Annotated in this window: 15 protein-coding genes; 5 read left to right on the top strand and 10 right to left on the bottom strand. The window is 41.8% G+C overall.

What is annotated here, in order from left to right:
• Nucleotides 1-83: 83 nt before the first annotated feature.
• Both AAEY75_RS06515 and AAEY75_RS06510 read right to left on the bottom strand, forming a co-directional pair.
• Nucleotides 84-1,205, bottom strand: a complete 1,122-nt coding sequence (locus tag AAEY75_RS06515) for a PilT/PilU family type 4a pilus ATPase (RefSeq protein WP_197099769.1) — start codon at nucleotides 1,203-1,205, stop codon at nucleotides 84-86.
• 87 nt (nucleotides 1,206-1,292) lie between these two features.
• Entirely contained in the window at nucleotides 1,293-2,348 is a 1,056-nt protein-coding gene (locus AAEY75_RS06510) for a type IV pilus twitching motility protein PilT (protein WP_110921823.1), read from the bottom strand.
• A 477-nt stretch (nucleotides 2,349-2,825) separates the two neighbouring features.
• Here AAEY75_RS06510 and AAEY75_RS06505 point away from each other — a divergent pair, with 477 nt between their 5' ends.
• Nucleotides 2,826-3,542 carry a YggS family pyridoxal phosphate-dependent enzyme gene (locus AAEY75_RS06505; protein ID WP_197099770.1) on the top strand — a complete coding sequence of 239 codons (717 nt, stop codon included), beginning with the start codon at nucleotides 2,826-2,828 and terminating at the stop codon, nucleotides 3,540-3,542.
• A 115-nt stretch (nucleotides 3,543-3,657) separates the two neighbouring features.
• Here AAEY75_RS06505 and paeA read toward each other — a convergent pair whose 3' ends face one another.
• Both paeA and AAEY75_RS06495 read right to left on the bottom strand, forming a co-directional pair.
• On the bottom strand, nucleotides 3,658-4,932 hold the full coding sequence (gene paeA, locus AAEY75_RS06500; protein ID WP_197099771.1) for a polyamine export protein PaeA: 1,275 nt from the start codon (nucleotides 4,930-4,932) through the stop codon (nucleotides 3,658-3,660).
• A 257-nt stretch (nucleotides 4,933-5,189) separates the two neighbouring features.
• A complete protein-coding gene (locus AAEY75_RS06495) occupies nucleotides 5,190-6,881 on the bottom strand; it encodes an NAD+ synthase (RefSeq protein WP_197215788.1) in 1,692 nt (563 codons plus the stop codon).
• A gap of 854 nt (nucleotides 6,882-7,735) precedes the next feature.
• Between AAEY75_RS06495 and AAEY75_RS06490 the strand changes: the two genes are divergently transcribed.
• The 3 genes from AAEY75_RS06490 to epmA all read left to right on the top strand — a co-directional run bounded on the left by AAEY75_RS06490 (nucleotide 7,736) and on the right by epmA (nucleotide 11,154).
• Complete coding sequence (locus AAEY75_RS06490; RefSeq protein ID WP_197215790.1) at nucleotides 7,736-8,863, top strand: AI-2E family transporter; 1,128 nt, start codon at nucleotides 7,736-7,738, stop codon at nucleotides 8,861-8,863.
• A 75-nt stretch (nucleotides 8,864-8,938) separates the two neighbouring features.
• Nucleotides 8,939-10,042, top strand: coding sequence for a 4-phosphoerythronate dehydrogenase (locus AAEY75_RS06485; protein ID WP_352259217.1), 1,104 nt, complete (start codon nucleotides 8,939-8,941; stop codon nucleotides 10,040-10,042).
• Nucleotides 10,043-10,098: 56 nt separating this feature from the next.
• On the top strand, nucleotides 10,099-11,154 hold the full coding sequence (epmA, locus tag AAEY75_RS06480) for an EF-P lysine aminoacylase EpmA (RefSeq protein WP_197215792.1): 1,056 nt from the start codon (nucleotides 10,099-10,101) through the stop codon (nucleotides 11,152-11,154).
• A 109-nt stretch (nucleotides 11,155-11,263) separates the two neighbouring features.
• On the opposite strand, the gene AAEY75_RS06475 is transcribed toward epmA, so the two are convergent.
• From AAEY75_RS06475 to AAEY75_RS06450, 6 genes are all read right to left on the bottom strand, one after another.
• On the bottom strand, nucleotides 11,264-11,896 hold the full coding sequence (locus AAEY75_RS06475) for an NAD(P)H-binding protein (RefSeq protein ID WP_197215794.1): 633 nt from the start codon (nucleotides 11,894-11,896) through the stop codon (nucleotides 11,264-11,266).
• A gap of 216 nt (nucleotides 11,897-12,112) precedes the next feature.
• A complete protein-coding gene (locus AAEY75_RS06470; RefSeq protein WP_197099776.1) occupies nucleotides 12,113-12,562 on the bottom strand; it encodes a YaiI/YqxD family protein in 450 nt (149 codons plus the stop codon).
• Nucleotides 12,562-13,914 carry a 5-(carboxyamino)imidazole ribonucleotide synthase gene (locus tag AAEY75_RS06465; protein ID WP_352259150.1) on the bottom strand — a complete coding sequence of 451 codons (1,353 nt, stop codon included), beginning with the start codon at nucleotides 13,912-13,914 and terminating at the stop codon, nucleotides 12,562-12,564. The genes AAEY75_RS06470 and AAEY75_RS06465 overlap by 1 nt, the downstream gene beginning before the upstream one ends.
• A gap of 218 nt (nucleotides 13,915-14,132) precedes the next feature.
• Nucleotides 14,133-14,693 carry a 5-(carboxyamino)imidazole ribonucleotide mutase gene (gene purE, locus AAEY75_RS06460; RefSeq protein ID WP_352259149.1) on the bottom strand — a complete coding sequence of 187 codons (561 nt, stop codon included), beginning with the start codon at nucleotides 14,691-14,693 and terminating at the stop codon, nucleotides 14,133-14,135.
• 99 nt (nucleotides 14,694-14,792) lie between these two features.
• Nucleotides 14,793-15,758: a metallophosphoesterase gene (locus AAEY75_RS06455; protein ID WP_352259148.1), complete on the bottom strand. Its 966-nt coding sequence runs from the start codon at nucleotides 15,756-15,758 to the stop codon at nucleotides 14,793-14,795.
• Nucleotides 15,759-15,961: 203 nt separating this feature from the next.
• On the bottom strand, nucleotides 15,962-16,570 hold the full coding sequence (locus AAEY75_RS06450; RefSeq protein WP_352259147.1) for a rhomboid family intramembrane serine protease: 609 nt from the start codon (nucleotides 16,568-16,570) through the stop codon (nucleotides 15,962-15,964).
• A 450-nt stretch (nucleotides 16,571-17,020) separates the two neighbouring features.
• On the opposite strand from AAEY75_RS06450, the gene AAEY75_RS06445 reads away from it, so the two are divergent.
• Complete coding sequence (locus AAEY75_RS06445; RefSeq protein WP_352259146.1) at nucleotides 17,021-18,616, top strand: hypothetical protein; 1,596 nt, start codon at nucleotides 17,021-17,023, stop codon at nucleotides 18,614-18,616.
• The last annotated feature ends 361 nt before the right edge of the window (nucleotides 18,617-18,977 follow it).

Here is an 18,977-nt window from a genome sequence, read left to right as displayed (position 1 = left end):
ATTAGTAATGAGGGCTTTTCTGTGGCAAATAGCACAAGTGTTCTAGCAAAGGCTCTATTACCGCTTCAAACAGACAGCCGTATTTAAGTGATATTTAAAGATAAGCTGTCAGCACCTTCATCTAGATTGCCTGTACTATTTTTACTATTCAACTTAATTTGAAGGCGTAGATCGTTAGGAGAGTCCGCATGGAGAATGGCTTCTTTATACGTAATCTCTCCTTGCTCATATAAGTCAAAAAGTGCCTGATCAAAAGTCTGCATGCCACTATCACGCGAGCGTTTCATTACATCTTTAATCTCATGAACTTCACCTTTACGGATATAGTCACTAATGAGCTGTGAGTTCAATAGAATCTCAATAGCAGCGCGGCGTCCTTTACCATCAGGTGTTGGAATGAGCTGCTGCGCGATGATTGCTTGCAAGTTAAGTGATAAATCCATGAATAGCTGATTGTGGCGATTTGCTTCAAAGAAGTGAATAATACGGTCAATTGCTTGGTTGGCGTTGTTAGCGTGCAAGGTTGCAAAAACCAAATGCCCAGTTTCTGCATATTGAATGGCGTAGCTCATGACTTCAAGGTTACGAATCTCACCAATCAAGATAACATCTGGCGCTTGGCGCAAGGTGTTCTTTAGGCCTGCTTCAAATGAGTGAGTATCGATACCAACTTCGCGCTGGGTGATGATACATCCACGATGTTGATGGACAAATTCAATAGGGTCTTCGATAGTGATGATATGACCATGAGAGTTTTGGTTACGGTGTCCTATCATGGAGGCAAGGGTGGTGGATTTACCAGTACCCGTTGCACCCACAAGTAGAATGATACCGCGTTTTTTCATCGCCAACTCTTTTAGTGCTGGTGGTAAACGTAGCTCTTCAACCGTTGGAATTTTATTTTCGATTTTTCGTAAAACCATTCCTGCCATGTCACGCTGTATAAAAGCACTGACACGAAAACGGGCTTGTTGTGCTTCATCTGCAATAGCAAACTGACACTCGTTGGTTTCATCGAACTCTTTTATCTGGCCTGGTGTCATGACACCTTTGACCAATCGCATGGTTTGTTCTGAACTTAAGGGCGTTTTACCAACAGGTAGAATCTTCCCATTTACTTTCATGGAAGGTGCTACATCAGCGGTAATAAAAAGGTCAGAGCCATTTTTATTGATCATTAACTGTAATAGTTTATCAATATCCATATCGTACCTGCATTCGATGTAACTCGATTAAGAAAATGTCTGAAATCATGATTGAAAGATCGCTAATGGTGAATAATAAAAATAATGCTACAAAAATGCATCAGGCTGTTTAGCATAAGGACGGGCAACGTCTTTACTGATTGTACCTTTTGACACTAGATTTTTAAGTGTCTGATCGAGTGTGATCATTCCATCACCTGCACCTGTTTGGATAGCAGAATACATCTGAGCGATTTTATTTTCACGTATTAAGTTACGAATAGCAGGAGTACCTAGCATAATCTCGTGTGCTGCAACACGTCCACCTGCCTGACGGCGTAGCAGCGTTTGCGATATCACGGCTTGGAGTGATTCTGATAACATGGCACGAATCATATCCTTTTCTGCTGCAGGAAATACATCGATGACACGGTCAATTGTTTTTGCCGCCGAGCTGGTGTGCAGAGTACCAAATACTAAGTGACCGGTTTCTGCCGCAGTCAATGCCAAACGAATGGTCTCAAGGTCACGTAGCTCACCAACCAGAATAATATCCGGATCTTCACGTAATGCAGAGCGTAGAGCAGGCTCGAAGCCTAGAGTGTCACGGTGAACTTCACGCTGGTTGATCAGACTTTTTTTAGATTCGTGGACAAATTCGATAGGGTCTTCGATGGTTAAGATATGCTCTTTACGGCTTTCATTGATATAATCAATCATGGCCGCTAGTGTTGTTGATTTACCAGAACCTGTTGGACCAGTGACCAGTACCACACCACGCTTTAAGTCTGATATGCGCTTGAATACTTCGCCCATACCTAGATCTTCCATGGTCAATACCTTGGAAGGAATGGTACGAAAGACAGCACCAGCACCGCGATTTTGATTAAAGGCATTTACCCGAAAGCGTGCTAGATTAGGAATCTCAAAAGAGAAATCCGTCTCAAAGAATTCCTCAAAGTCTGCACGTTGCTTATCGTTCATAATGTCATAGATAAGCTGATGTACGACTTGGTGAGTCATGTCTGGCATATTAATACGCGTCATTTCACCATCGACACGAATCATGGCAGGCATGCCGGCTGAAATATGTAAATCCGATGCTTTATGCTTGACGGTAAAGCGCAGCAAATCTTCGATGCTTAAGTTGTTTTTTTCAGCCATAATCAGGTATTCCTATCAATCAATAAGGGTAGAACAAACGAGCATAAAAGGGCGTGGTTGATAATCAACAAAAGACCTATCTTAGGTTCACTATACGAATAAAACATAATTTAGTGCTTTTACCATTACTATTACATTCAGTAGCATATGTTAAACCATGTAACAATATAATAACAAGACTGCTGACATTTAACCATCTACTACGCTAAGAAAATGTAAATTATCCATTTACCCCCGTAATTTATAGATTTGAATTCATTTATAGCTGAATTCAAATAATTTCGATACAAGGAAACCGAGTGCAAGTTATACATTAGTATGGTTAGCGAGGATAAAAATATAGCGGGTTTATATGGATTTGGGCTAGATATGGAATTATGGCTATAAAAAATGCGATCATGACCAATAATAGATATCGGTACAAGAATTAAAAATTACGAATTTAAAAACGGATCAAATTACCTCTGTGAGTGATACATGAATAAAACTGAGAATAATATGGATAATTCAAGCCTTATTGATAACTGGCAGCAAGTCAGTAAACAAATACATCAGACAAGTGATCGTGCTGGAAGACAAGCTGATAGTGTTGTTTTATTAGCTGTGTCCAAAACCAAGCCAGCCGATATGATTTCTGCTTTGGCTCAGAAGGGGCAGCGTCATTTTGGTGAAAATTATCTACAAGAAGCTCTCGAAAAAATTAACAATTTAAAGTCGCAACCCGAAGGTAAGGGAATAGTTTGGCACTATATTGGTAGTATTCAGCGTAACAAGACCCGCGATATTGCTGAGAGTTTTGATTGGGTGCAAACGGTTGAGCGCGACATTATTGCCAAACGTTTAAACGATCAACGTCCAGCTGAACTGCCACCATTGAACGTACTAATTCAATTAAATATCGACAATGAAGAAAGTAAATCAGGTTGTCTGCCAGATCAGCTACTGGAATTGGTAACCACTATCAAAGCATATGAGAGACTAAAGTTACGTGGTCTGATGATTATTCCTGCCAAGTCAGATACTGGTGCATTTGCTCGTACTAAGCAACTATTTGAGGAGGTTAAAGAAAAGCATCCAGAGCTGAATGGTTGGGATACATTGAGTATGGGTATGAGTGGCGATATGACGGAAGCCATAGCCAATGGCTCGACGATGGTGCGTGTCGGCACTGGCATATTTGGTGCACGAGCTTAATCTTAATTTACTAACGCTAGATAGTCGGTAAGGTATGTCATCAATGAGATCATCAGGACGAAAATAAGAATGTTTTGACTGATGACATTATCCTAGATTCATTAGGTGCTATTTATCAGACAATCTCATCGATTTTGGTCACTAGCATTTGAGTGATTTTGAGATTGTCGGTCGCGATAATCTCAAATCGATAATTGGCATACTCGACCGTGTCTGTTTTCTTTGGAATTTTGCGTAACATATACATCATAAAACCACTGAGTGTCTCATAGTTTTGACTGCGAGGCAGATTGACAATATCTAACGCACGAACCACGTCCTCAATAGGCGTCATTCCATCGATTAACCACGAGTTATCAGTCCGCTGTACAATGGGCTGCTCCTCTAGCGTCACAAGCTCACCCATGACGATACTCATCACATCCTTGAGCGTAATAACACCTACGACTAATCCATACTCATTGACGATTACGGCAAAGTCAGAGCCAGTAGATTTGAACATCTCTAGCACTTCAAATAAAGACAAAGTATCAGGGACGAAAAGGGCAGGCATTAATAGCTCTTTGCTCGTTAAGCTGACTTCTTGTCGGTTAAGCACTAACGCGAGAAAGCTTCGTGATTCTACATAACCCACAATATGCTCTAAATCATCGTCATGACAAACCAAGAATTTGTTGTGCGGTTGATCGATCATCACTTCGACCACTTTTTCAGTACTTGTCTTGGTATCAAAATAAACGATGTTTTCGCGCGGATTCATTACTGAAGTCACCGTACGTTCTTGCATATCAAAGATGTTTTCTATCAGATGGTGTTCCTGCTTTTTGAGTACCCCAGCTTCAGCACCAGCATCCATCACGGCATAAATATCTTCTGGCGTCATATCGTCTTGGCGTGTGGTGGAGATACCTAGTACTTCAAAGAGAACGTTTGCCGCACCATCAAATATCCAAATTACTGGTTTCAAAACAAAAATCAAAAGCATCATTGGTCGTACGAGTCGCACGGCTATATTCTCTGTGTTTGACATTGCCAATCGTCTGGGCATTAAGTCGGCGAGCAGAGAAAATAAACTGGTAATCAGTACAAAGGATATAACGGATGACACCGCTTCATTGTTCACCAAAACCCGCAAGTAAGGGCTGATGGCTGACTCACCTACTGCACCAGCTGAAATCGCGACAGCGTTTAAAACGACTTGTACAACAGTAATAAAGCTGCCAGGGTTCTCCTGCATTTTAAGGACGTCAAATGCGCGAACATCCCCTTCTTTTGCCATGATTTGCAGCTTAATTTTGCGACCCGCTGCGATAGCAATCTCAGCTGCAGAGACAAAGGCACTGAGAGCCAGTAGTAAAATAAGAAAGACACTAGCAGTTAGCAAACTCATGAGATACTCGGTAAAAAGGATAAGGATTAACAAGAAAGGTAATTGGTTGAATGTAAAAAATAAGCGGCTAGGGTTAAAAGGTAGGTATTATTGATAGAAATTCGGTTTATAGAACCTAAAAAAGCTGGGCAAGCACCCAGCTAGTCATAAAGTATTTTAGTTTTTGGCAAAAAATGAGGCTATAAGCGCCGCCTAAACCCCTAGGTAATAGAAGTCAGGCAAATAGAGACGCTGAATGTTATTTAACCTTATGTTACTTAGCCTTTGATTGACCATTTATTTACTAGAGGATAACGGCGTTCGCGCCCGAAAGCTTTGTGGCTGATTTTAGTGCCAATCGGTGATTGCAGACGCTTGTACTCGCTATTGTCTACCATTTGAATGACTTTTGCGACCATCTCAGCATCAAAGCCTTTATCAATAATATCTTGATAGCCCATGTCTTCATCGATATATGACATAAGAATGCCATCTAAGATATCGTAGTCAGGTAAGCTGTCTTGATCTTTTTGATCTGGACGCAATTCAGCAGATGGTGGACGAGTAATGACACGCTCGGGAATGACTGGGGTATCTTCTAAGCGATTGCGATAGCTGGCTAGCTTATAGACCTGTGACTTATAAACATCTTTTAGTACGTCAAAGCCGCCTGCCATATCACCGTATAACGTCGAGTAGCCAACTGCCAACTCAGACTTATTACCAGTAGTGATGACCAAGTGACCAAATTTATTAGACAATGCCATCAGAACCACACCACGCGCACGTGCTTGAATGTTTTCTTCGGTAGTATCTGCCGGTGACTTGTTAAATAGAGGCGCTAGGGTATGACGGATACCTTCGACAGCATCAAAGATAGGACAAACGGTATAAGACACATTCAAACGACGTGCTTGTGCTTGTGCATCTTCTAAACTGATTTGCGATGTATATTCGTAAGGCATCATTACCGCGTATACCTTGTCAGCGCCCAAAGCGTCAACGGCGATACATAGCGTCAATGCTGAATCAATACCACCTGATAGACCAACGATAATGCCAGAGAATCCTGAGTGGTTCACATAGTCACGTAAGCCGACGACCAATGCTTGGTACATCTCTGATTCACGGCTCAAGGTCAAAGGTGCTTTGACTTGGCTATCAAACTTAGCAGTCTTGACATCTAAAGTAGCTAGCAGTAACTGATTCATAAAGCGCGGTGCTTCGTGTGCGACGCTACCATCAGCTTGTACGGCCATGGAGCCACCGTCAAATACTAAATCATCTTGACCACCAACGGCATTGACATAAACGATAGGTAAGTTGTTTTCACGGCTGCGTTTGGCAAGCATGGTCTTACGGTTTTCTTGTTTTTCGATCTCGAAAGGTGACGCATTTAAGCTAACAACCAGATCGGCTCCTTGCTTTTTAAGCTCAGCAATCGGGCCTTTTTCCCATAAGTCTTCACAAATGAGTAGGCCAATGGTGATGCCTTTATAATCAAACAAGACTTGATTGCGACCTTTATCAAAGTAACGACGCTCATCAAAAACGCCATAATTTGGTAAGATTTGCTTATGATAAAAGCCTTTTTGATGGCCATTATGTAGGATAGCAGCAGAGTTAAACGTGCCATGATGATCGACATGTGGGTAGCCAACAATCATCACGATATCGTTGATATCACTTAAGCTAGATAAAGCGCTTTTGACACGACCCGATAAGCTTGGACGCAGTAATAAATCTTGTGGAGGATAGCCAAGTAGTGCTAGCTCTGGGAAGATAATGACATCTGCACCTTGCTTGCGTGCTTCTAATGCTAATGTACGCATTTTTTCGGCATTGGCAGTGATATCACCAACCAAAAAATGTGATTGGGCCAAAGCAAAAGTAACGGTGTCTTGTGGTTTCTTAGTCTTGTTTGCCTCGGTTGAGGGGGTTATATTGGGATTATCAGTGTCTTTTGACATTTTTATTGTTCCTATCGATATATTATTTAAAATTTGATGGGTCAGTATTGATTTAAAATAAAATCAAAGTAAGTCCGAAATTAACTAAAAATAGCACTTTTTCATATCGAGTTCTAATATTGAACCTATATGATGAGCTTAAATTACGCGTAGGCTTTTATATGACGTTGGCAAACTACAGTGCTGACGAACGCTTACGCATAATATCCAAAATTATGACGCCGCTCTAAAGGTTAGATCTTATGATAGTCTATAGAAGGGCGATAAAAGAGGGTTGTGGCATATAGTTTGAAAAATACTGTGTTTGTATAACGGTCAAAATAAATAAGGCCAAACAAACTTAACTATATTGAAAAGCTTAAAATAATGACTTTAGTATAACATCAATTGTCGCGACAAATAGAACGCGCCAGTGAATTACCTTTCAAGGTATTGCTTTAAAGTGTGAATGTAGAATCAGTTATCAATGTATTGTTTTTACATACTAAACCCATGTATTGGCTTCTATCTATTCGTGTCATCATCTAGTAAGCTTACGCATAGAAAGTTGTAAGTAAAGATTACAACATAGCGTTATAATAGTCATCGTATTTTGTTGCATAATAAGCGCTGATAATCGCTTTGTTTTTTATCTCACTTTAGTCAAAATTATAGCCAATATCTATGTTACGGTATCCTATGATCTAACGCTCTTGAATTAGATTTTTACCCATATATTTATGTTGGTGATTGACAACCCTCGCTAATGGATGCAGTTTATGGACGCGGTCTGTAAATTGCGGTTCATCTCACATTTATAAACTCGTCAGCAGAGTCATAATAGGTCTTTGCTGTGTGTACTTGGTTTATACGCTATGATTGAAAATTGGACAAAAGAGTTTATTATTCAGCGTTTACTGGCCATTACCTTATTGGTCGTGCTGTTTGTACTATGTTTTCAGGTGATACAGTTTTTTATCGTGCCAGCACTGTGGGCAGCGATTTTAGCGTATGTAACTTTTCCTGTTTATAACTTTTTTTATGAAAAAGTAAAGCTAAGCCCTAATGTCAGCGCTGCCATCATGACGATGAGTATCTCGTTAATGATAGGTGTGCCACTTGTCATTGGTGTGTTTATCCTACAGCAAGAGGCGCTCAGTTTAATCAGTAATTTGATCTATCGTATAAAAGTCGGCTATTTAGATGTGCCAGACTCTGTTAAAGATTTACCTATCGTCGGTCAGCAAGTCAAAGATGTACTGTGGAGAATCAATAAAAACCCTGAAGGGACGTTAGAGACGTTTCGCCTTTGGGTACAGTCACATTTATATTATGGCAAAGTCGCCTTTGATGTGGTGTTTAGTGGTCTTGCCAAGTTGGGTATGGCACTGATGACGTTGTTTTTCTTTTATCGTGATGGTACCAGCTTGGTTCGCCAGATCCGTCAAGCACTGCGTAATATCATCGGCAATCGTATTGATGGTTATATTGACTCTGTGGGCACGACCACGCGTGCAGTGGTTTATGGTATTGGTTTGACGGCATTGGCACAGGCACTGCTTGCAGGTGTCGGTTATTACTTCGCCAGTGCGCCAAGTCCGATTTTATTGACTATTGTAACCTTTATTATCGCATTGATTCCGTTTGGGACACCATTCGCTTGGGGCGCTGTCTCTATTTGGTTAATGAGTCAAGGTCATACGACAGAAGGTATTGGTTTGGCACTATGGGGTGTATTGGTTATCAGCTGGGTTGATAACTTAATCCGTCCTATTGTGATTAGTGGTGCGACCAAAATTCCTTTTATTATTATTTTTATTGGTGTGCTAGGTGGTTTAACGGCTTTCGGTTTTGTTGGTCTGTTTATTGGGCCTGTGGTATTGGCCATAGGACTTGCCGTTTGGCGTGAATGGATATCGCAGCATAAAAATGAGATATTTTCGCCACAAGAGATAGAATTGTCTGATGACGACGCATTGCCACCAGTGAATGAGTCGCAATAAATAACAGCGATTCTACTACTAGAACCACTATTATTTGACTATGTTATAAAAACGATGAAGGGTAGGGTGAATACTATTAAGCATATTACTATTTTGGCTGATAGCAATATCGCCAGTTTGGACAAGTTTTTTAACGCCTCTACACTTGGCCAAGCATCGGAGCAGGCTGTAGATATCATCACCGTTGCTGGACGAGATATCAACGCGTCATTACTTGCAGAACTGCAACCTGATATTCTGCTGATACGTTCTGTGACGCAAGTAAATGAGGCATTGTTAGCGAATAACGACAGTGTTCAGTTTGTGGGTTCTGCAACCATCGGTACGGATCATGTCGATCAAGATTATTTAATGCAGCGCCATATCACTTTTGCCAATGCTGCTGGTTGTAGTAAGCATTCTGTCGCACAGTACGTACTGACAGCAGCATTGACGTTGCGTCCGCAGTATTGGCAGCAATCAGTTACTCTCGGTATTATCGGTCTGGGCAATATTGGTAGTACGCTTGCGCAGTATGCCAATGATTTGGGCTGGCAAGTATTAGGCTATGATCCATTATTACCAAAATCCAAGATAAATAATGCCAGTTTAGAGCAGGTGCTGAGCCAAAGCGATGTGGTCAGTCTGCATGTACCTTTGACAGACAAGAAGAGTGATGCACATTCTAGAGGCAGCGAGTATCCAACACGGCATCTCATTGATGCAGATACATTGGCTATGATACCTGCTGATACAATACTGATTAATAGCGCGCGTGGGCCTGTGATTGAGGCAGATGCGCTGGTAGCAGATATTGAGCGTACTGGACGACAAGTAGTGCTTGATGTGTTTGAGCACGAGCCTCAGATTGCTGAGCAATTATTATCCAAGCTTGCCTTCGCCACTCCTCATATCGCTGGCTACACGGTAGAAGGTAAGCTGCGTGGTACGCAAATCATTTATGATGTGCTATGTGAGAAACTGGCCGTTATACCTACCCAAACGATGCACGCGCTATTACCGCTTAACTTATTTCTATGGTCTGAATTAAAGGCACATCCCGATAGACTGATAAAGTTCTATGATATTCAGCAAGATGATGCCTCATTGAGAAGCAAAGAAGCTAATGGGCAGATAAATGGTGCTGACTTTGATGGTTTGAGACGCGATTATCATCTACGTCGTGAGTGGCAGTTTTAAAAAATTCAAACACCCAATTACCAAACCGATTATTTATCAATCGCAGTAGATCTCAAATGACTCAAGCAAATAACATTTCTTCGCAGCCTATTACTTCTAAGTCCATTAGTTCTAAGCTTAGCTATGCACCGACCATGACATTGGCGATGGCGCAGCAGCGTGCGCAGTTTATGAGTAATATCCGTCAGTTTTTTGCTAAGCGACAAGTGTTAGAGGTGCAGACACCACTACTGTCACAAGCGGGTAATACCGATACTTTTTTGCAGTCAGTTGCGGCGCAGGTCACTTATCAAGACAAACCTCAGACCTATTATTTGCATACGTCACCTGAGTTCGCTATGAAGCGTTTATTGGCCAGTTGGCAAGTACCTATTTATCAGATTTGTCCTGTTTTTCGAGACAATGAAATAGGGGTACGACACAATATCGAATTCACCATGCTCGAATGGTATCAGCCAAACTATAGCCTAGATGATATAGCGACTGAACTGGGTGAGCTATTAGAAGCGCTTTATGGTAATGCGGTCGTAATGAGCCATTATCGTTATGTTGATGCTTTTATGGATTTTGTTGGTATTCATCCGTTAACTGCTAGCCTCGCTACCCTACAAGCAGTAGCAGAAGATAAAGGCTTAACAGGTTTTGACTTTAACAGTGAGTTGAGCAGTGAAGTAAATACGGAAGAAGACCGTCGCCAGAGCTGGTTAGATTTGTTATTCAGCCATGCGGTTGAGCCAAATTTAGGCCATGATCTACCAACGTTAATTATAGAGTATCCGCCAGCGACCGCCGCATTGGCAAAAACAGCTTTGGACAAAGACGGTAATAAAATTGCCAAACGTTTTGAGCTATATATTAATGGTATCGAGATTGCCAATGCTTATGATGAGTTGGCAGATGGGCAAGCGTTAAAAGAGCGTTTTGAGCAAGATAACCAATTGCGTCAGCGTCATAACCTGCCACAAATGCCAATCGATGAGCATTTACTAGCGGCGTCTGATGATTTGATACCTTGTAGTGGTATTGCTGTCGGCGTAGATAGGCTACTAATGGTTATCACAGGATCTAGCAGTCTAGAGAAAGTGATTCCGTTTCCAAGCGGTTTGGCATAGTTTTTCTACAGAAAGTAGCTATTATTGCTCACTTAATAATCCATTCTCAAACGACAGCCATAGAAAAGCGAGTAAACCTTTCGGTTTACTCGCTTTTTTGCTTCAATGATTATAGCTTTGCGATAGCTTCATCAATGGCTGCCTCACCATTTTGCATGCTAAAGACGGTTTTTATAGTATTGTTTGCCTTTAATACAGCTGCCAAAGTAGCAGCGACATCTTCAATCGAATTTTCGCCTGAGCTGTCATTATTGACAGTAATTTTGCCAGTGGCTTCACGCTCTTTTAGTGCGCCTGCCTGTACGATGGTGTAGTCCAAAGTGCTGTTGTTGATTAACCATTGGTCAGCATAGTGTTTACAGATATAGTATTCTTTTAAGTCGGCAATTTTATCCCATTTACTGGTATCTAACGAGAATACTGTGCTGAGCATAATATAGCGTTTGATGCCTTTGTCTTGCGTCGCTTGAATGGTCTTAACCGCACCATGTAAGTCTACTTCTAAGACATCTTTGCCGCCTGACCCTGCAACAAAATAAACAGCATCAATATCTTGATCGATTTGCTTTTGAATGGAGTCTTTTTCAGCCGTAATGTCTAAATCTAACTGGCTATAATTATCGTCTTTAAATAGTTTTTCTTCCTGACGGGTAGTACCAATCACTTGATGGTCGTCAGCCAATAACTGCTTAACCAAATCAGTACCTACTCGACCACTTGCGCCAATTACTAAAATTTTCATCGTCATTCCTATTTTTATTTACGTTATCTTTATTTAAAAACTGAACACAGCGTAACAAGAATAGGCAGCACGCTTCGTTATGAAGCGTGCCGTTTGCATAGTGTTTGGTTATATAGTGTATAGGGTTTGCAAGGGGAGAAATAAAATAGGTATTGCTAATAATGGACGTTAGCATGGTAAAAAACCAAATGAAAAATGTCTGGTTAATGTTAGAAGTTAGCGCACCAGTTTATTTAATCCATCAGCAAACGCTTTTTTATCGCGGTCACCGTAAGGCTTCTGTCCGCTCATCTCTTGTAGCTCCAAGACGCCAGTGCCACGCATGGTATCCATAAAATCACGCATATTGAGCTTTTGCTTGATATTATTTTTATCGTAGATCACACCGCGAGTGGTCAAAACCATGCCACCTTTGTCCAAAATATCATTGGCTAACGGTATGTCGCTAGTAATGGCCAGATCGCCTGGCTGTATTTGCTCAACGATATAATCATCGGCCTTATCAAACCCTGACGGTACCACTGTCATAGTGAGCAGTGGTGACTTGCGCAGTTTAATCGACTGATTGGCGACGAATATCGCCATGGTTTGTGTGCGTTCAGCCGTTTTGATAATCAAGTCTTTGGCTATCAATGGTACTGAATCCGCATCCACCCAAATCTGCATTATTTCTTAGCCTTTTCTGTTTTCGACTTAGCATTGATAGCTTTATCTGACTGGCTGTCTTCAATACTGAGTTCTGTATTTTCTATAGCAGTGTCAGTTTCAGTCGCGGTTAGATTCACTTCCATTTTCGGCTGACTATCAATTGGAGAAGGTTTTTTCTCAAGCCCCATCTTGTTAGGTAGAGTGGCAACGAGCTTGGCTAAAGCAGGCTCTAAATCAGCCACATCATTCGGCATCAAAGTAATATGCGCAATCTTACGATCGTCACGTTCTTCTTTGTGGTAGCTATGATAGTGCGCACCATCGATATCTAGCACGGCGCTGATATCAGGATATTGACCCAAGATATTGAGCATAATCGCTGGGTGTACATTATCCGTATCACCTAATGGTAGATTGACGACTGCGCGAATATGGTTTTCAAACTGACTGGTAATAGCCCCTTCAATACTCCAATGTCCAGAGTTATGTACGCGCGGCGCAATTTCGTTAGCAAGTAATGCATCATTACCGCGTTCGTCTTTGGTCACAAATAACTCCAGCGCCATGACACCAACATAGTCTAAATGGTTCATGACGGTGGTAATAGCATCAGTTGCTTGCTTAAGCAAATGGCTAGTTCCAACAGCAGGGGCTTGGGTTTTGGCTAAAATACCATGGTGATGATGGTTTTCAACCAAGTCATAGCAACGAACCTGACCGTTTTGTGTACGTGCCGCAATCATAGACACTTCACGGCTAAAGTTAATAAATCCTTCGGCAATTAATGGTGCTGGCGTCGGTGTGAGTGAGCCTTTTCCAGTGACTGCGTCTTTGAGTTCTTGCCAAGCGGCTTTAATATCGCTGTCTTGTTTGATGACGAACTGACCTTTACCATCATAACCGCCGCGGCTGGTTTTTAGAACGATAGGCAATCCTAATTCATCACAAGCTTGCTTCAACTCAGCTTCAGAATTGACAGCCATAAAGGGTACGGTGGCAATATCAAGCGAGTTAAACATCTGCTTTTCTTTTAAGCGATCTTGAGCGATGTCTAGCGCAATCAATGGTGGAAACATGCCTTGCTTGCTACCAGATTTTGATAAGGCAGTAAGCTGTTCAACAGTCGCCGTCGGCGTGTTTTCAAACTCGAGAGTAAAAACATCAGCGGCTTCGATAAATGCTTCTAATTGCTCGCTATGAAACACGCGACCGTATAGGCTGGCAGGGCAGTCGGCACTGTCTTCCAAAAATACACATTGGTAGCCTAGGGGCATGGCTGCTTCGGCAAGCATCATACCAAGCTGACCACCGCCTAAAATACCGATGGTACGAATGGTTTGGGTAACAGGATAAGCGTTTGCTGTAGTCATGGCAGGCTCTTTGAATAAAAGTGAATAAGGTTTTTGTACATTAAAATCTAAAAATCAATGGGTGAAAATAGGAAAAGGTGCACTGTATGCACCTTATATCTAATCGGACTTGCTTAAAGAACACAGTGTGAAAGCTTTTATTTTTTGGCTACCAATATTCAGGTATGTTCAATCAACATTAAAAACTCTGCTATAAAAGCTAGCCAGTCTATGTGTACCTAGGCTTTGATAATACCTGGCGTTGGGCTGGCAAGAATGGTCTCTGTCTGAGACTGTCGCATCTGATCTAGCTTAGTAGCAATCGTGTCATCATGCAAGGCCAAGACTTGAATAGCAAGCAGGGCAGCGTTATAAGCACCAGCAGCACCAATTGCCAAAGTACCAACGGCAATGCCTTTAGGCATCTGTACGATAGACAGTAGGCTGTCCCAACCGCTAAGCATAGAGGATTTTACAGGAACACCAAAGACAGGGAGTGGTGTTTGGCTGGCACACATACCGGGCAGATGCGCCGCGCCACCTGCACCAGCGATGATAACTTGTAGGCCGTTACCTTTCGCATTTTTGGCATAATCAAATAGTCTATCAGGCGTACGATGTGCTGAGACTACTTCGCATTCAAAAGCGATATCGAAATCTGCTAGTAATTGTGCAGCGGCGCTCATGGTCGCCCAATCAGACTGTGAGCCCATGATGATGCCAACTTTTGGTTGACCAGCAGGAGAGGTGATAGGTCCGTTTTGCTCAACAGTAGTAACAGTTGCCGATGTGGTGCTCATGCTTTGATATCCTCAAAAAGACCATCATACAAAAATTTAGCCGCCTTCGTAAAGCCAAGTTTACGGTTTAATACGATAGATGCGTCAATATCGCCAATATTATGGGTTTATATGAATATTTTCATCATGGCGATATTGTATGAAGTTGCTGGCTTGTAATGGTAGCGGCTGCTCGGTATCGAGCTGATAGCAGGTAAGATAACCACTGTCTACTGCTGCTGAATAATCAGTACAAGCGACCTGATTGCTCAGTGGCTCGGGCATGCCAGTGAGCCAATAATGACCAACAAATACAGGTTTGTGCGTCTTTAATGCAAAATCGATGTTTTCGGCCATTGCATCTTTCGGTATCTGAGCCATTGCTGATGAAGGCGCACGTGAAATCTCATGCAGTGTGCGCGACTCTAATTCATCAAGCCACCAACGTACCCGCACGCGTGAGCGTTCAGTACCTTCCTTATCGACCATGACCAAACCATCAGGCAGTGGTGTTTCTACACCTTTTAATACCCGCTCTAATGCATCGAACTGTGCGGTATCTTCTTTGGCAGTGGCGATTAAGCCGTATGGGGTTAGGCAGTTGTTATCTGTCAATAATGGCATTAATACCGCCATACTATCTACATCCCAACAGGCATGCACAAAGCAAGCATAGTCCGTTTCAATCCATAATGGAATTTCATATAATCGCTGTAGCCAATATTGATGGCTCTCTGAACCAAATGGTAATTCGGCTAAAAATGCTTCATGTTGACGTGTGTGCACATCATTGTGCGAACGCAGATATTGGGTAGGACTATCAGGATTAGGGGTGGCAAAAGCCAGCGAATTGTATTCATGGTTGCCCATCACTGCATCAGCCACATCAGCATCTAGCATCGCAAAGACAATTTCTAATGTCGCCACCTGCTGCGACCCGCGGTCGATTAAATCACCGATAAATAGCGCTCGATGACCTGCTGGCGGTATAAAGCACTCACCATTATGAACATACCCTAACTGTAGCAGCAGGCCGACCAGTTTATCTGCATAGCCGTGAATATCACCGATAATATCTATAATCATAATTAACTATCAAATCTTAATATAAAAAAGTCGAAGAATACGAAACTGACAAGGCTAGGATAACGACTCTCTGTAATGATTTCAGAAGGCTACTATCGTTAAGAGCTATTATTGTTAGAAGCTACTATCGTTATAAGTTATGGTCGTTGAGAGTAGCCCTGTACCACTGCTGTTTTATTATCTCTAATCCAAGAGCTGTCTATTTAGAAGCTAGGAGATAATAACGCATTGATAAAGTGTGATAACACCCGTGGCTCTAGCACAATCGTCGCTATGACTCCGAAGGCACCACCCCACATATGCGCCATGTGATTGATATTGGAGCCACCACGTTTGTCTGCATATATACTATAAGCGACATAAGCGACTGCAAATAAGATAGCAGGGATAGGAATGACCGCAAATAGATAGATTTTTTCCCACGGTGCTAACAAAATAAAGGCGAACAATACTGCTGATACACCGCCCGAAGCACCAAGGCTTAAGTAGCTGGCATTTTTTTTATTCTTAAGGTAGCTTGGAATCATCGCAATGATGATGGCCAATATGTAGAACACCACAAAACCATAACCGAATAAGAATGACCGATACAATCCTTCAATCGCGCGACCAAAAAAGTACAAGGTGAACATGTTGAAAAGCAAGTGCATACTATCGGCATGAATAAAACCATGCGTCACAAAACGATCCCATTGACCATTGTTTACCGCTGGTGGATAAAAAATAAGTCGATTGAATAACGCTTTATTTTGCCATGCTAATAAGCTGATAATAACGGTAATTATAATGATAAGGGTCGTATGATTGAACAAAGGAAAATCCTTAGGCCGCGCCTGATGTATGACAATGTTATAAATGGCAGTATTATAAATGCTGGCAGTGTTCAAAGCCTAAGCGTTACGGCTGAGTAAAAACCTACATATGACCAATAATTAATGATTAAATGTCGAATATTAATAATGAAGTCATACTAACAGTAGTTATGATGATACGAAAACTTATTGTGTGACAAAACAATGCATTTTCAGGCTGTTATAGTGAATAATATAACAATGTATCAGGCAGAATAAGTAATGCTTCGTATAATGACAGTAACTAGTACTAATAGTAATGATGATTGATAGTAAGTAGAGCTGATGGTAACAGTCTCATCAATGATAGAAATATGCTAAGAATACGTCATTAGTAGACAAAATTAAAATTAAAACCAACACTCAATTCTTTTACACGTATAAAGCGAAGGCCGAAAGAGGCAATAATCTATGAGTATTATCGACCAGTTAGAAAAAACCGTTACCCCAGCTGTATTAGGTCAGAGTGATAGCAAAGATAGCGTGGCGCATGTCAGTCTACTTGAGCAGTTTTATGCCATTTTAGCCGCACGCCTAGCATTGCCTCAGGTTTACTCGCAATTACTTCGCACTGATCAATTGCTGGCGAGCAACAATGGCACAGAGACGACATTGTTTAAGCAGCTATGGCAAGATAATGAAATGCAGCAGACTATCATCCAAGAGCTTGCCGCTACGCATCATATTGATGAATCAATGACAGCAGAGTTACTTATCAATTCATCACCACTCGCTTATCGTGAGCTAAAAATATTGGCCAATGGACAGTTTTTGCCAGCATTTTTGCAGGGTGAGCAGGCGGCGCTGCGTCAGTACTTACCGATATGGTCAGCACCTATTATTGCCGCCAATTCAAGTCTGCACAATGAGGCAGGTTCAACAACCATAGCGGAAGTAAGGCCTGTATTAGAAACTGATAACGTTTTAGGTAAACTTGATAAGCCCAATGTAGAGACAAGCGCAATCAGTGCAATGGCAGCAGCTGATATAGATAGCGCTGAGACAGAGAAAGAAAGCGATGACCTGAGTCCTAACTTGGATACCATTCATGTCAACCCATCAGCACATCATCTGGCAGAAAACAGTAGCATCAAGCGAGCAAAAGTACGCACTCGTAATCAACGCAATGATTTATTGGTAAAGGTGTTTTTATTAGTCCTCGCGATTGTTGCTATGGCACTGGCTGCTTGGGCGCTACTAATCAAGCCAAACAACGTACCACCTGTGGAGCCAATTGCGACAGTACCTGCCGTCGTTGCACCTACGCCACCTGTAGAAGTATTGACACCGGTCGAGCTCATCGTGGGAATGGATAACAGCGGGGGACTCACTAGCTGTAGCGCTGTCGTGGGTGATGAAGCGCTACAGAGTGCATTGCAACAAGCGTTCAATACCAGTTTTGGTCAGCAATCAAGCACTTGTGAGTTGACAGTGCGGGCAGGCGTCGCCAATAGTATGGCAAATCTACCGACAGAGATGCTGCCTAATATTTTAAACATGCTTAGAGCGGTGCCATTTGCACGTCTGGAATTGCAGAATGATCGCCTCACGTTAGCAGCGCCAGATAGTACTTTATTACAACGACTGGTTACGGATATCCGCACGTTGGCGCCAGCGATGATAGTAGATAGCAAGGAGCCACTGCCATTACCTGACAATGGTAATAATGGCAACAATGATAACGTGAACGGTATGTCAGGAATGAATGAGATGGGCGGTCAGTTTGCAAACGATGAGGCTGCTTTAAATAATCAGTATGGTAACGGTGATAGCAACGGCGGGTCTGGAGAGTTCCAAGCAGCAGATGACAATACAGGTGATCGTATGGTGCCAGTCCCTAATAACGGCATGAACAATAATGCTATGAATGAGCCTGTTAATAATACTCGCAATATTCCCAACAATGCACCGATGAATAACCGCCCATCAGGCCCTATTTCAGAATCAGAATTAGATGATTTGGCGGGTACCTCTTTTATAGCTGAGCCTGCCCAAGTCAGAAACTAGTAAGTTTGATAACAAGAGATGTTTGATTGTTTTTACTTTAGGATTAACAATTTAGGCAGATAAGCAGTATGAGGTGGTGGTATGAGTTTCTCGTACCACCATTTTTTTATCTAAGGTGCTGTGTGATATAGGATATTGTGTGTGATAGGTTTATATGTGACAGTGGCGACATTACCTAACGTATCATTCGCACAACAACGTGTTGATTGTTAAAGCTGATTTAATACTTTTATAATAATGAAAAACTGAATACAGCAATAATGACACCGACCGTTATAGCTTTTATCTGTCATCAAAATCTTATCTAACAATATTTTTAAGTATTTTAAGCCTATAATCAGGTATTAATAAATAGGGAGTT

This window comes from Psychrobacter sp. TB55-MNA-CIBAN-0194 (assembly GCF_040309505.1).
Lineage (GTDB): Bacteria > Pseudomonadota > Gammaproteobacteria > Pseudomonadales > Moraxellaceae > Psychrobacter > Psychrobacter fozii.
Note: the sequence above shows the minus strand (reverse complement) of the source record. Positions and strands in the feature narration are given on the sequence as shown.